Annotated in this window: 12 protein-coding genes and 1 pseudogene; 7 read left to right on the top strand and 6 right to left on the bottom strand. The window is 71.1% G+C overall.

Features of this window, described 5'->3' with window-relative positions:
* Complete coding sequence (locus tag FF096_RS06225; RefSeq protein WP_309222784.1) at positions 1-786, top strand: endonuclease/exonuclease/phosphatase family protein; 786 nt, start codon at positions 1-3, stop codon at positions 784-786.
* 231 nt (positions 787-1,017) lie between these two features.
* Here FF096_RS06225 and FF096_RS06220 read toward each other — a convergent pair whose 3' ends face one another.
* On the bottom strand, positions 1,018-1,980 hold the full coding sequence (locus FF096_RS06220) for a TIGR03557 family F420-dependent LLM class oxidoreductase (protein WP_155215474.1): 963 nt from the start codon (positions 1,978-1,980) through the stop codon (positions 1,018-1,020).
* Positions 1,981-2,317: 337 nt separating this feature from the next.
* On the opposite strand from FF096_RS06220, the gene FF096_RS06215 reads away from it, so the two are divergent.
* Positions 2,318-3,706: a cellulase family glycosylhydrolase gene (locus tag FF096_RS06215; protein WP_155215473.1), complete on the top strand. Its 1,389-nt coding sequence runs from the start codon at positions 2,318-2,320 to the stop codon at positions 3,704-3,706.
* A gap of 315 nt (positions 3,707-4,021) precedes the next feature.
* The gene (locus FF096_RS06210; RefSeq protein WP_155215986.1) at positions 4,022-5,059 is read left to right on the top strand and encodes a sporulation protein; all 1,038 of its coding nucleotides are present in this window, start codon (positions 4,022-4,024) and stop codon (positions 5,057-5,059) included.
* 138 nt (positions 5,060-5,197) lie between these two features.
* Here the strand turns inward: FF096_RS06210 and FF096_RS06205 are convergent, their stop codons facing one another.
* Positions 5,198-5,572, bottom strand: coding sequence for a hypothetical protein (locus FF096_RS06205; protein WP_155215472.1), 375 nt, complete (start codon positions 5,570-5,572; stop codon positions 5,198-5,200).
* 477 nt (positions 5,573-6,049) lie between these two features.
* Between FF096_RS06205 and FF096_RS06200 the strand changes: the two are divergent.
* Positions 6,050-6,331 (top strand): annotated as a pseudogene (locus FF096_RS06200) (hypothetical protein); the annotation flags it as partial.
* A gap of 88 nt (positions 6,332-6,419) precedes the next feature.
* Here the strand turns inward: FF096_RS06200 and FF096_RS06195 are convergent.
* From FF096_RS06195 to FF096_RS06185, 3 genes are all read right to left on the bottom strand, one after another.
* Positions 6,420-8,720, bottom strand: coding sequence for an ATP-binding domain-containing protein (locus tag FF096_RS06195; RefSeq protein ID WP_155215471.1), 2,301 nt, complete (start codon positions 8,718-8,720; stop codon positions 6,420-6,422).
* 83 nt (positions 8,721-8,803) lie between these two features.
* Positions 8,804-10,756, bottom strand: coding sequence for a tetratricopeptide repeat protein (locus tag FF096_RS06190; RefSeq protein WP_309222783.1), 1,953 nt, complete (start codon positions 10,754-10,756; stop codon positions 8,804-8,806).
* A gap of 68 nt (positions 10,757-10,824) precedes the next feature.
* A complete protein-coding gene (locus tag FF096_RS06185) occupies positions 10,825-11,286 on the bottom strand; it encodes a MarR family winged helix-turn-helix transcriptional regulator (protein WP_155215470.1) in 462 nt (153 codons plus the stop codon).
* Positions 11,287-11,334: 48 nt separating this feature from the next.
* Here FF096_RS06185 and FF096_RS06180 point away from each other — a divergent pair, with 48 nt between their 5' ends.
* Both FF096_RS06180 and FF096_RS06175 read left to right on the top strand, forming a co-directional pair.
* Positions 11,335-11,853, top strand: a complete 519-nt coding sequence (locus FF096_RS06180) for a VOC family protein (protein WP_155215469.1) — start codon at positions 11,335-11,337, stop codon at positions 11,851-11,853.
* A gap of 90 nt (positions 11,854-11,943) precedes the next feature.
* The gene (locus FF096_RS06175) at positions 11,944-12,798 is read left to right on the top strand and encodes a hypothetical protein (RefSeq protein ID WP_155215468.1); all 855 of its coding nucleotides are present in this window, start codon (positions 11,944-11,946) and stop codon (positions 12,796-12,798) included.
* Positions 12,799-12,921: 123 nt separating this feature from the next.
* Here the strand turns inward: FF096_RS06175 and FF096_RS06170 are convergent, their stop codons facing one another.
* Positions 12,922-13,095: a DUF4236 domain-containing protein gene (locus tag FF096_RS06170; RefSeq protein ID WP_155215467.1), complete on the bottom strand. Its 174-nt coding sequence runs from the start codon at positions 13,093-13,095 to the stop codon at positions 12,922-12,924.
* Between the two features lie 241 nt (positions 13,096-13,336).
* Between FF096_RS06170 and FF096_RS27455 the strand changes: the two genes are divergently transcribed.
* Positions 13,337-13,414, top strand: a complete 78-nt coding sequence (locus FF096_RS27455) for a putative leader peptide (protein WP_373306315.1) — start codon at positions 13,337-13,339, stop codon at positions 13,412-13,414.
* Positions 13,415-13,505 lie beyond the last annotated feature (91 nt).

Here is a 13,505-nt window from a genome sequence, read left to right as displayed (position 1 = left end):
GTGCTGAGGGTGATGACCTGGAACATCCGCACCGGCGGCCGGGACCGGGGCGGTCCGGATCGGCGCGCGCTGGTGGCCCGGGTCATCGCGCGCCAGCGGCCGGACCTGCTCGCGTTGCAGGAGTTGGGTGGTCTCGACGTCGCGGGGTTCGCCGCCAGTGTCGGACTCCGGCCGTACCTGGCCCGTTCCTGGCTGGGGCAGCCGGTCGCGCTGCTGGTCGCTCCGGCATGGCCGGTGCTGGCCGCCGCGCCGGTACGCCGGCCGTTCCACCACGCGGCCCAACGGGTGGTGGTGGGCACCGACGCCGGTCCGTTGACGGTGCTCGGCACCCACCTCTACCCGTACTCGGGCACCCGTCGGCTGGTCGAGGCGCGGTGGGCGGCCGCCGCCCTGCGCCGCAGCCGGGACGACCTGGCGCTGCTCGCCGGTGACCTGAACACCCTCGACCCGTACGCCGGGCACGCCGACCGGGTGGGTCGGCTTCCGCCCGCGTACCGGCGTCGGCATCTGCGCCGTGACGGGCGGACGGTGGAGACCCGGGCGGTGGCCCGGCTGCTCGCGGCCGGGCTGGTGGATCTCGGGGTGAGTGCCGGGCCCACGGTGCCGACCGCCCACGGTGGCGCCGAGTTCGCCGACATGCGCCTGGACTACCTGCTAGCCACCCCGAAGCTGGCCACCCTCCACCCGCACGTATCAGTTATCCGTACCCCCGACACCGCCCACGCCTCCGACCACCACCCCCTCCAAGCCGACTTCCCCCTCACCCCCCTCACCCCTTCGCGTTGATCAAGAAGTTTTGGTCATCGGCAACGGCGTGGCGTGACCAAAACTTCTTGATCAACACGGGTGGTCGGGTGGGGGGTGTGTTAGAGGAGGAGGTTTAGTAGGAGGGTTAGGACGATCGAGGCGACGATGGAGAAGAGGATCATCAGGAGGCAGCCGAGGCCGCCGCCGGCGGGTCGGATCTCCGTGTTACCGATGCGCATGGGGTTCGTCTTCCTGTCGGGGTCGGGCGGGTCACAGCTCGCGCAGTCGGGGCAGCAGTTCCTCCCTGGCCCAGTCCAGGAACATCGGCTGGCGGTCGCCGCCCACCTGGATCAGTGCCACGTGGGTGAAGCCTGCGTCGACGAACTTCTTGACCGCCGCGACGTGCTTCTCCACGTCCGGACCGCAGGCGATCCCGGCCGCCACGTCCTCCTCGCGTACGCCCTGGGTGGCCGCCTCGAAGGAGTCGGTGTCGGGCAGGTCGGTGTTGACCTTCCAGCCCATCCCGAACCAGCGGAACTGGTCGTGGGCGATCCGGCGACACTCGGCCTCGTCCGGGCCGTAGCAGACGGCCACCTGACCGTACCGGGGGCGGCCGGTGCCGGCGGCCTGCTCGTACATCTCGACCAGGTGGGGCACCGGCTCGGTGGCGATCAGGCCGTCGGCGTACTCGGCGGCCAGCGTCACCGACTGCCGGCCGGAGGCGGCCACCGCCATCGGCACCGGCGTGTCCGGCCGGTCCCAGACGTAGGCGTCCGGCACGTCGAAGTGGTTGCCGGAGAAGGTCAACGTCTCCCCGTTCAGCAGCGGACGGATGATCTGCAACGCCTCCTCGAACATCTCGTGGCGCTGCTGCACGTGTGGCCAGCCGCCCACGACGTGCTCGTTGAGGTTCTCACCGGCACCGAGGCCGAGGGTGAACCGACCGTCGGAGAGCACCCCGATCGTGGCCGCCTTCTGCGCCACCACCGCCGGGTGGTAGCGGCGGATCGGGCAGGTCACGAAGGACATCAGCGCCGCGCGGGAGGTGGCGTGCGCGACCGCGCCCAACACCGACCAGGCGTACGGTGAGTGGCCCTGTGACTCCAGCCAGGGGTAGTAGTGGTCAGACGTGACGAGATGGTCGAAGCCGGCCGCCTCGGCCCGTACGGCGTAGTCGACGAGTTCCTTCGGGCCTGCCTGCTCGCACAGCAGGGTGTAGCCGATGTTGACCATTGACCTCTCCTCACCGGGCCTGGGCGGATCATTTCCGGATACCCCGGGCCGCACCGGTCAACCCTGCTGACCGGCTTGACGGTCTGTCCGGCCCGCGCCGACCGCTGTCTGAACCGGTTCAGGTGTCTGCGCGGTTGGCATTCTCTGGCGGGAATGTCCGCTCCCGTAGGGACTCGGTCGTTGCTGGTGGCCCGCTCACTGAACCGGTTGCTTTCGATATTCCATCGGCATACGCTGATGCCTCGTCGGGCCTGGACGCGGCTGTCGGGCTGGAGCCGCTCACCTGTCACTCACCGCACCCCCTGGGCACGGGGGAGACATCTCCTGCGAGGAATGCATGAGAAAACTGTTCGCGGCCGTTGGCGCCATCCTGTTGGCGACCGTCGCCGCAGTCTTCGCCTTCGGGCCCTCGGCTCACGCCGCCGCCGGTTTCACGGTCAGCAACGGCCGGCTCTACGACGCCAACGGCAACGAGTTCATCATGCGCGGGGTCAACCACGCGCACACCTGGTACGTGAACCAGACCAGTTCCTTCGCCGACGTCAAAGCCCTCGGCGCCAACTCCGTACGGGTCGTGCTCTCCAGCGGCGACCGGTGGACCCGCAACAGCGCCGCCGACGTGTCCAACGTGATCGGGCTCTGCAAGGCCCAACGGCTGATCTGCGTGCTGGAGGTGCACGACACCACCGGGTACGGCGAGCAGAGCGGGGCTATCACGTTGGACCGCGCGGTGGACTACTGGCTCAGCATCGCCAGCGCGCTCGACGGCCAGGAAGCGTACGTGATCGTCAACATCGGCAACGAGCCGTACGGCAACCAGAACTACTCGTCGTGGGCCACCGACACCTCGAACGCGATCCGTCGGCTGCGCGACGGCGGCATCGCGCACACCATCATGGTGGACGCTCCGAACTGGGGCCAGGACTGGTCCTTCACCATGCGCGACAACGCGCCGACGGTGTTCGACGCCGACCCGGCCCGCAACACGGTCTTCTCGGTCCACATGTACGGCGTCTTCGACACCGCCGCGGAGATCAGTGACTACCTGGGTCGCTTCCGCAGCCGGAACCTGCCCATCGTGGTCGGCGAGTTCGGGCACTACCACTCCGACGGCGACCCCGACGAGGACGCCATCCTCTCCTACACCCAGGCCAACGGGATCGGCTGGTTGGGCTGGTCGTGGAGTGGCAACAGCGGGGGGGTGGAGTACCTCGACATGGCCACCAACTTCAACCCGAACCAGCTGACCAGTTGGGGCGAGCGGTTGTTCAACGGCACCAACGGCATCCGGCAGACCTCGCGGCAGGCCAGCGTCTACGACTCGACCCCGCCGACCTCGCCGCCCCCGTCAAGCCCGCCCCCGTCAAGCCCACCCCCGTCAAGCCCACCGCCCTCCTCCCCGCCGCCGTCGAGCCCGCCGCCGAGCGCTGGGTGCACGGCGACCTACTCGATCAGCAACGAGTGGCAGGGCGGTTTCCAGGGCGAGGTCCAGGTGACCGCGGGCACCAGCGCCATCGACGGTTGGACGGTGCGCTGGACGTACGCCAACGGCCAGACGGTGACCCAGTCCTGGAACGCCACCGTCACCAGCAGCGGATCCACCGTGACCGCCCGCAACGTCGACTACAACGGCCGTCTCGGCGCCGGGGCCAGCACCACCTTCGGTTTCCTCGGCAGCTGGAACGGCACCAACCCGGCTCCCACGGTGTCCTGCACCGCGAGCTGAACCGCGCCGCCGGTGGCCGGGCCCGCACGGGCCCGGCCACACACGGCCGGCGCCGCCGTGAGCCTCCGTCGGCCTCCGGTGATCTCTTTCGGCCTCCGGCGGGCCGTCGTCGAGCCGGCTCCGGAGGTCGTCGACCGGCCGGCTCCGGCTCGGTAGGCGTGCCGGACAACCAAGACGGCAGCCGCGCGCATCCACAGCGACACGACGCCGCAACGGTGCGTTTTCAGCCACCTCACAGCCCCGCTCGATAAGGTGCATCGGTCCCCGTCCGCTCCCACAATGGAGTTCGGGCACCAGACCCCGCAGGAGTACCGAATGGTCTTCAAGAAGATGTTGAGCGCGTTGGGCGTGGGCGGTCCCAGTGTGGACACTGTCCTGGCCAACCCGAACACCAGACCCGGACTGGCACTCGACGGTCAGGTAAACCTGCTCGGCGGGGACGCCCAGGCGGACATCGAACACATCGCCATCGGTCTGGTCGCCCGGGTCGAGGTCGGTGAGCAGGCCGGTGTGATGGAGTTCCACCGGCAGGTGGTCAGTGGGCCCCTCCAGCTCGCGCCGAAGCAGGCGTTGTCGATCCCGTTCCAGCTGCCGATGCCGTGGGAGACCCCGATCACCGCGGTGTACGGCCAGCGTCTGCACGGCATGTCGCTCGGGCTGCGTACCGAGCTGGCGATCGCCCGCGCGGTCGACAAGGGCGATCTGGACGAGGTCAGCGTGCATCCGCTGCCGGTGCAGGAACGCATTCTGGAGGCGTTCCTCCAGCTCGGGTTCCGGTTCAAGAAGGCCGACCTGGAACGCGGCATGATCTACGGCGTCCAGCAGACGCTGCCGTTCTACCAGGAGATCGAGTTCTTCGCCGCACCGCAGTACGCGCAGACCATCAACGAACTCGAAGTGACCTTCGTGGCCAACCCGCACGGCGTCGACGTGGTGCTGGAGTGCGACAAGCGCGGCGGCTTCCTGACGCCCGGCCACGACGTCTTCGGGCGTTACCAGGTCCCACACACCGACGCGGAGCGCTCCGACTGGGTGCAGGTGGTCGACGGCTGGTTGCAGGAGACGATCGGCCGCTTCGGGGCCCTGCGCGCCCAGGCGTTCGGACCGCAGGGCTACGGCGCCCCGCAGGGCTACGGTGCCCCGCATGGGTTCGGCCACCCGCACCAGCGCCGGGGTGGGGTCGGCATGGGCGGGGTGGTGGCCGGTGCCGCGCTGGGCGCCGCCGGTGGCATGCTCGCCGGGCACATGATCGGTAACGCCTTCGAGGGGGCCGAGGAGGAGGTGGCCGAGGCCGCCGGTGACTTCGGTGGCGACTTCGGCGGCGATGACTTCGGCGGCTTCGAGGAATTCTAGAGCCCACCCTGCCCATCACCGGCGCAGCCGGGCACGGTGAGGCACCGTCCGGGTACGACACAACGGTGGCCCTTCGGGAGTGAGTCCCGAAGGGCCACCGTGCGTACACGGGCCGGTTGCGGCTCCGCCTAGCCGGCGTCACCGTCCTCGCCGACGCTCCTCACCGGAACGCTTCGGGCTACCGGCCTTGGCCAGACCACGGCTACCCAGGTAACCGAGGGTCAGCAGGGTGATGAACATCCATGCCTGGCCCGGGTTGTTCAGATTCAGTCCGTACGCGGTGGTGCCTCGCCAGAAGGCGGCGATGACCACGGCGGTGACGGCGGCAGCGTAGATCCAGAACTCCGTCGTCAGGAACGACTGCTTCGTCTCGGTACCCGGTGCCGGCATCTGCTCCCGGTGCCCGTCGTGCATCATCGGCATCTGACGGGTGGCCGTGTCCTGCATCGAGCGGTTCTGCACGTCCTGCGCCGGGCGGTTCGTCGGCCTGGTAGATGCAGCCTGCGTGCTCATCTGTCCTCCTCAGGATTGATGAGTCGTAACCTGCGACCCTCGCCCCGCTACCGCGTGTCGGCCACGGCACGGTTCGCGTACTTGGCGGGGGCACCCTGGGTCTACCCCCTGCCGTCAGGGCAGTAACGCCAGCCCATGCCGCGATTTTCAAACCGCCCGGGACTGGGCGCAGCCCAGGGCCGCGAGTCGGCGTGGCCCGCAGTGCCGAGACCTCCGGCGGTAACGCGGGAGGCGACATCGACACCCAGCGGGCGGGACCCGGGTCATGTGCGTCGCGAACCAGGCCCGTCTGGGTGTCGATGTCCCGACCGGCCAGGTACGTGCCGCACCGGGCCTGCTGGCCCGGATGTCCCGATCGGCCCCGGCGGGGGTACGGACGGTGCCGGGCGGCCCGATGCGCGGGTTTGCCGTGCTGGTCACCGGGCACGCAGCGAGACCGACCTTCTTGCGAGGTGATGGATCGTGCGTGAGGACGAGATGCGACGCGACGCCGCCCGTCGAGCCGAGGAGCGGATCGCCGGCGGCGTGTACGGCGAAGGCGCGCTCGACGAGGTGACCGTACCGCCGACCGATGTGGAGAGTGAGTTGCAGCGGGAGGATCCGGACGACCCGGCCGACGTGCCGATCGACCCGACCGTGCTGCGCGACGGCGGCCCGACCCGCGGTCAGGGCGCGATCACCACGACCGGCGGCACCGCCGGTCCGGCGAGTTCCCGCCGGGTGCCGCGCGACCCCGAACGCCACCCCGGCAAGGTGGCCCAGCCCCCACCCGCCCCACCCAGTTGATCAAGAAGTTTTGGTCAGAATCGAGAGATCAAAGTGTCCAAAACTTCTTGATCAACGTGGATCAGGGGGTGGGGGTGAGGGTGGTTAGGCGTTGGGTGGCTCGGGTGAGGGCCACGTAGAGGTCGCTGCGGCCTCGGGGGGACTCCGCGATGATGCGGTCGGGGTCGACCACCACGACGGAGTCGAACTCCAGGCCCTTGGCCTCCGCGACGGTCAGCACCACCACCCGGCTCTCCAGCTCCGGCTGCTCACCGACGGCCGCCTCGGGCAGGGCCCCGGTCAGCGCGGCACCGAGATCGTCGACCCGACCGGCCGGGACGATCACCCCGAGCCGCCCGTCGGTCAGCCGCGCCGCCTCGGCCGTGGTCACCGCCACCAGCTCCGGGGCGAGGGACTCGGCCGGCACCGTGCGCTGCTGCGGCGGGAAACCGCTGGAGCGTACGGCGCGGGGCGGCCGTAGCGCCGGATCGATCTCGGCCAGCACGTCGGCGGCGACCTCCATGATCTCGGCCGGGGTGCGGTAACTGACGGTCAGCTCGGTCAGCCGCCACCGATCCGCCACGTACGGTGCCAGCGCCTCCGCCCAGGACGGTGTGCCGGCCAGCGCTCCGGTCTGCGCCACGTCACCCACGATGGTCATCGACCGGCTCGGGCAGCGGCGCATCAGCAGCCGCCAGGCCATCGGCGACAACTCCTGCGCCTCGTCGACGATCACATGCCCGAAGGCCCAACCACGGTCGGCCGCCGCGCGTTGCGCGGTGGTGAGCCGGTCCGCCTCCTCCTGCCGTTCCAGCAGCCGGTCGGCGTCGAGCAGGTCGGTCACGCCGAGGATCTCGCCGCCCTCGGCCTCGTCCTCCACGTCGATCGACCGCGAACCCCGGGCGATCTCCAGCACGCCCTCCGCGTACTCGCGTTGCATGGCGCGGATCCGCTCCCGGCGGGCGGCGGCGGCCCGGTCGTCCTCACCGAGTAGCTCCGCCGCCTCGTCCAGCAGGGGCACGTCGGCCGCAGTCCAGCCGCCCGGCTCGCGGTGCAGCGCGGCCCGCTCGTCGTCGCTGAGCATCGGCGCGGCGGTGGCGATGCGCTCGGGTGCGGCGTACAGGTCGGCGAGCAGGCGCTGGGGCGTGAGCACCGGCCACAACTCGTCCAGTACCGCCCGGACCTGCGGTTCCTCGCGCAGTTCGCGGCGGATCTCGGCGCGGTCGGCCTCGTCGAGCAGGTTCTCCCCGCCCAGCGGGTCGGTGCCGATCCGGTCGGCCACCTGGTCGGCCAGCGCGTGGACGACCTCGATGTCGAAGACGGCGCGGGCCAGATTGTGCGGCCGACCGCTGCGCCGGGCCCGGTCGCGTGCCGCGTGCACGGTCGCCGGGTCGAGGGTGAGGACCTCCTGCTGCGGCAGTTCGATCTCCACCGGCACGTCGGGGACCCGCTGCCGGTCGCGTACGGCGTTGGTCAGCACCTCCACCATCGCCAGGCGGCCCTTCAGGGCGGCGGTGGTGGCGGGCTCGGTCCGGCGGGCGCTCACCCCCGGGAAGAGGTCGCCCTGGGTCCGCAGCAGCACGCCCGTCTCGGCCAGCGCGGGCAACACCTGCGAGATGTAGCGCAGGAACGTCACGTTCGGGCCGACCAGCAGCACACCACGGGTCGACAGCTCCCGTCGGTGGGTGTAGAGCAGGTACGCGGCGCGGTGCAGCGCCACCGCGGTCTTGCCGGTGCCCGGCCCGCCCTGCACCACCAGCACGCCCGGCAGGTCGGCCCGGATGATCCGGTCCTGCTCGGCCTGGATGGTCTCCACGATGTCGCGCATCCGGCCGGTCCGTCCGGCGTTGAGCGCGGCCAGCAGGGACGCCTCCCCGGTCAGCTCCTCGTGGGCGGTGGGGGAGGCGGTGGCCAGGTCGAGCACCTCGTCGTTGAGGCCGACCACCTTCCGCTGCCGGGTACGCAGGTGCCGACGCCGCCGGATGCCCTGCGGGTTGGCGGCGGTGGCGAGGTAGAAGGCGCGGGCGGCCGGGGCACGCCAGTCCATCAGCAACGGCTCGTAATCACCGTCACTGTCGAAGATGCCGATCCGACCGATGTAATGGCGTTCGCCACTGTCGGTGTCCAGGCGGCCGAAGCAGAGACCATTCTCCACCGCCGAGAACTGCTCGACCTGCTCGGCGTACATGCGTACCGAGCTGTCGCGCTGTGACCGGGCCTGCAACGTGCCACCGGTCGCCCGCAGCTGCTCGGTCAACCGAATCTGTGCCTGGTCACGCAGGTCGTCGAGGCGCTGGTAGAGCATCGAGACGTACTCCTGCTCGCGGCCGATCTCGTCGTCGGACGGCGAACCGCCGGAGTGCCTTGACAATCCGTCTCCCATTTAGCTGGAATTCGCATTCAGGACGGCTTTCGAGCCGTTCTTTTTTCATGCCTGAACTGCCAAAGATAGCGCGTGTTCGACGGTCAGCGCCGCTTGGTGCAGACCTCGTCGGAGCGGGCGATGGTGTCGGCGGACCACGCGACCGCGACCGTGAAGCAGTAGTCGAGGCTGCGGTTGAGGCCGTACACCACGAAGCTGTCGCTGCCGGCCGGCAGATCCGCGAAGGGGTTCTGCGGCTGGCCGTCCCGACCACCCGAGACGATCACCGGTCCCTCCGCCCCGGCCGGGTACGTCCACCGCAACGTCACGCTGTCCCGGTTGTCGCGCAGCGACAGCCCGGTCGGCGCCGCGCCGGGCGACGGGGGAGGAGCATCGCCGGTGGTGGCGGAGGCCGCTGGTGCGCTCGGGCCGCCGCTCGCCGTCGGGGGCGTCGGATCGCCGCCGCCCACCCGGGACACCCCGGCGATGACGGCCGCCGCGCCGAGCAGCACCACGGCGACACCGGCCGCGACGATCAGCACCAGCCGGTTCGGCTGGGCGGTCGGTGGTGCGGCGGTACGGCGTACCGGCACCGGCAGCAGGGGCGACGGCGGACCGGGCCGTTCCGGCTCGACCCGGCGCAGCCGGTACACCCCGGGTGCCTGTGGCGTGCCGGTCAGGCCGATCACGGTCGGCGGTACGGCGGCACCGGCTGCCGGTGGCACCTCGGGCTGCGGGTCCGGCGCGGCCCACCAGTCCTCGGGCGGTCCGGCCGGGCCGTCGACCGGCTGTCGAGGCGTGGGTACCGGCGACGTGCCCCCGGCCGCCGACGAGTCGGCGGGATACCCGTGGCTCGGGTGGTAGCCCTCGGCCGGATGCTCCTGCGGGTCGGTCGGGTGGGACGAGGACCACGGCTGATCGTCCTGCTGCGGCTCCGCCGCCCAGGACGGCTCGCCGCGTGGCGGTTCCTCCGCTGCCGTGGCCCACGCCGGGGGCCAACCGTCCGGCGGTGGCGTGGCCGCTCCCGTCTCGGGGGTCGTCCACTCCGACGCTGCCGCTTGCGTACCGGCCGTGGCCGCCTCCGGCCAGCCGGCCGAAGGGCCGGTGGCGGCGGTCTCGGGCCAGGCGGGGGTGGCGCTCGCGCCGGTGTCGGGCCAGGGGGTCGGATCCGCCCCGGTCGCGGGATCGGGTGTCCCGGCCGATGCGTCGGGCAGGTCCGTCACAGCGGGCGGGGGCGTGGCCGTCGGGTCGTCGTCGGGCACGCGCGGGTGCGGCCAGGACGGCGCGGGTGGGGTGGTGCCGGTCGACGGGGTACGGGCGGACGGTACGACCGGGTCCTGCGTGCTGACCGGTGGGTTGTCGGCGCAGACGTGATCGGGGTTGGCCGCCGCCCGAGCCAGCGCCGTCACCTGGGCGGCCAGCGGATCGTCCGGAGACAGGTGCTGGCGGGCCAGTTCACGGGCCAGGGCCAGGTTGTCCTGCGCCTCGGCGAACTGACCGCAGTCACGCTGCATCGAGCCGAGTCGGGCCAGCATCTTGATTCCGCTGGGGTGCCCGTCACCGTAGACCTCGCGGTGCAGCTCCCAGGTGTCCTGGAGCCGGTCGCGGGCGACCTGACACTGGCCTCGGGCGTACTCCACGGTGGCCAGATCGGCGTGCACGGCGAGTACCCGCTGCGACTCCGGTCCGTCGGACGCGGTCAGCTCGATGATCACTTCCTGGTACAGCCGTGCCGCCCGCGACCAACTGCCCACCCGGTGCAGCACCGCCGCCAAGGTGGCCGCGGCGGCCACCGTACGCGGATCGGAGCGGCCGTAGAGCCGGGAGCTGGCGGCGTACGCGTAGGCGGCCCAGCCCCGCGCCGAGTGCGGCTCGCCGAGTGCGAACAGCACCCGGGCGTGCAGGCTGGCCGCCTCGGCCAACTCGGACGTGGCGTTGGCCGGGCGCGGGTCGGCGCCGGTCAGCGCGTCGGCGAGTAGCCGTTGGGCACCGGCGAGATCGCCGGCGGAGACCAGGTCGTGCGCCTGATCAGTCAGTTCACCGAAGCCGGAAGGCACGCCCCATCGTGCTCATTCGACGACGTTTAGTACAAGACCCGCGCCGGAGTGGTTCGGTCAGGATCTGGTCAGGCTCGGTTCAGTCGTTCGGCCAGCACCTCGCTGATCTGGCGTAACTGCTCCACCTGAGCCGGGCTGAGCGCGTCGAACAGGTGCCGGCGTACGCCCTCGACATGGCCGGGCGCGGCGGCGGCCAGCTTCGCGAAACCCTCTTCGGTGAGCTGGGCGATCTGGCCGCGCCGGTCGGTGGGGCAGTCCTCGCGACGCACCCAGCCGGCCGCCTCCAACCGGGCCACCGCGTGCGAGAGGCGGCTGCGTGAGGAGCCGCTGGCCTCGGCCAACTCGCTCATCCGCAGGCGACGGTCGGGTGCCTCGGAGAGGCGTACCAGGATCTCGTAGTAGGCGTGCGGGATGCCGGCGTCACGTTGCAGCTCGCGGTCGAGGGTGTCCATCAGCGCTCGGGAGGCGGTCAGGAACGCCCGCCAGGTGCGCTGTTCGTCCGTGGTCAGCCAGCGGGTCATGACCAGCATCATAGCGGTTTAGTTGAACGCTCAACTAAACCGGGCTACGCTTGGCCCATGGGAATCCACCGTCTCAACCACGCCGTCCTGTACGTCAGTGACCTCGACCGCAGCGTCGCGTTCTACCGCGACGTGCTCGGCTTCCGCCGGGTGTCGATGACCCCGGAAGGCTTCCGAGCCGCCTTCCTCCAGGCGCCCGGCTCCACCAACGACCACGACCTCGGCCTCTTCGAGATCGGTGCCTCCGCCGGTCGGTCGACCGCCGGTCGGCAGACCGTCGGCCTCTACCACCTGGCCTGGGAGGTGGACACCCTCGACGAGCTGGCCGCCACCGCCCGCCGGCTGACCGGGGCGGGGGCGCTGGTCGGCACCTCCGACCACGGCACCACGAAAAGCCTCTACGGCCAGGACCCGGACGGGCTGGAGTTCGAGGTGGTCTGGCTGGTCCCCGCCGACCGGCTCGACGACAACGCCCTCGCCGCCCGGACCAGGATCGGGCGGCTCGACCTGGCTGCCGAGATCGAGCGCTACGGCGGGGACACCCGAGGCGGTGTCGGCGTGTCGATCCCGGTCTGAGCGCGTTCTCGAGGAGGCCGCGCTGCCTCGACCACGCGCTGAAGTACCGTCCGGGCCGGTCGGCGTGACCGGTTGCGGTAGAACGACAGGATGCCGACTGACGCCGTAGGGCCCGCCTCGTTCCTCCGACACCTGGACCGGTGGGTGCCGGCCGCGCTGCGCCGCGCCCGCCGGGCCACCGTCGCCCTGGGGTACGACGGCAGCGACCCGCAGCTGGCCGAGCAGACCGTACGGGTGGCCGGCGGGTACGCGGCGCGGATGCCCGGCTGCCGACTCACCGTCCTGGTGCTCGCCGACGGGACGGAGGAACTGCCCGCCCGACTCGGTGCCGCCGAGGCCGAACTGCCGGCCGAGGTCGCCGTACACCTGATGCCCGGCCCGCCGGCCCGACTGCCGGTGGCTCTGCGCGCGGCAGGTGCCCTGGGCGGGCCGGTGCTGTCCTACCTGGAGACGGATGATCCGGTGGCGCTGACCGCCGCTGCGGTCGGCCGGACCGCCGAGGCCCTGGTGGTCGCCGGGTCGGCGACACCCCTGCGGGAGGCGCTGGTCGACGCCGGATTCGCGCTGGCCACCGAGGTCGAGCTGATCGACGCCGACCGACGGATCGGCTTCGGCACCGGATCGGACCGCAGCCTGGAGGAGATGAAGGAGAACCTCTGGGAGAGTGGGGCGCGGTTCCGCGACCCGTACGGTGATCCGCTGTCACCCGCCGCGCCGGGGGAGTCGGCGCCGCTGGGCCGGGCGCTGCTGGAGGAACTGACCCGGCAGGGTCCGCGTACGGTCACCGAACTGCGCCGGTACGCGGTGACGCGGACCGCCTACCGGGCGGTGGACGCGACCCGGGCGTTGTCCGACCTGCTCGCCGCCGGCCAGGTGACCCGTAGCCCGCAGGACGGTCGGCTCGGCGGGGACGTGGTGGTCAGCGCGGTGCGGCCGGGGCCCTGACCATCGGGCGTGGGTCGCCTGGTCGTCGGCGTGATCGGGGACCACTGCGAGGTGAACACCCCGGACATGGTGCCGGGGCGCCGGGAGTGCCGACGCCCCGCTGATCTGTGCGGTGGGTGGGGATCAGGACTTGTCCTGCTTCCAGTGCAGCGGCCCCGGCAGGTCGACGCGGTGCGACCTGGCCCGCGAGTTCCAGGACCAGCGACCGAGCTTGATGCTCCAGGACGAGAAGCCGTTCTGCGTGAAGTGCAGGATCAGCGGCCCGAACTTCTTGCGCTTGCGCAACATCACACCCATTGTGGGCTCCCTTCGAGACTTCCCGTGCGGGCAGGAATGTGCCCGGAACGTCGATTCGTGAAACCCGATCGCTGCACAGTGGAAGCCCGGCCCGAGTGACGGGATGCATATCCCATCTAACAGGTGGGTCTTGTTCTAGCAACATCCCTGCTGTAGATCGCCTCTCAAGGCGTAACGCGAGTGGATCCCATCAAGTGGAAGGCCATTGACCAGGCTGATCGGCGGCGGGCAGCATGGCCTCATGTCACAGCGGGCCGAGCTTCTCCTCACCGCTCGTGTGCACGTCGACCTCGTCCGGCACGCGAGCGCGCTCTGTTGAGCTGACGCCGAGTCGCACCGCTTTCTCCCTCACCCGACACAGCAGTCATCCCCCGGGCCACCGCCCAGCGCCGTGGCGTCGCCGACCCCCG

The organism is Micromonospora sp. CP22, from assembly GCF_009712475.1.
In the GTDB taxonomy this organism is placed as follows: Bacteria; Actinomycetota; Actinomycetes; order Mycobacteriales; family Micromonosporaceae; genus Micromonospora.
Note: the sequence above shows the minus strand (reverse complement) of the source record. Positions and strands in the feature narration are given on the sequence as shown.

Coding starts and splice junctions, on each gene's coding strand:
- FF096_RS06220 (WP_155215474.1), bottom strand. CDS start 1,980: ATGGTCAACATCGGCTACACCCTGCTGTGCGAGCAGGCAGGCCCGAAG.
- FF096_RS06215 (WP_155215473.1), top strand. CDS start 2,318: ATGAGAAAACTGTTCGCGGCCGTTGGCGCCATCCTGTTGGCGACCGTC.
- FF096_RS06210 (WP_155215986.1), top strand. CDS start 4,022: ATGGTCTTCAAGAAGATGTTGAGCGCGTTGGGCGTGGGCGGTCCCAGT.
- FF096_RS06205 (WP_155215472.1), bottom strand. CDS start 5,572: ATGAGCACGCAGGCTGCATCTACCAGGCCGACGAACCGCCCGGCGCAG.
- FF096_RS06195 (WP_155215471.1), bottom strand. CDS start 8,720: ATGGGAGACGGATTGTCAAGGCACTCCGGCGGTTCGCCGTCCGACGAC.
- FF096_RS06185 (WP_155215470.1), bottom strand. CDS start 11,286: ATGCTGGTCATGACCCGCTGGCTGACCACGGACGAACAGCGCACCTGG.
- FF096_RS06180 (WP_155215469.1), top strand. CDS start 11,335: ATGGGAATCCACCGTCTCAACCACGCCGTCCTGTACGTCAGTGACCTC.
- FF096_RS06175 (WP_155215468.1), top strand. CDS start 11,944: ATGCCGACTGACGCCGTAGGGCCCGCCTCGTTCCTCCGACACCTGGAC.
- FF096_RS06170 (WP_155215467.1), bottom strand. CDS start 13,095: ATGGGTGTGATGTTGCGCAAGCGCAAGAAGTTCGGGCCGCTGATCCTG.
- FF096_RS27455 (WP_373306315.1), top strand. CDS start 13,337: ATGTCACAGCGGGCCGAGCTTCTCCTCACCGCTCGTGTGCACGTCGAC.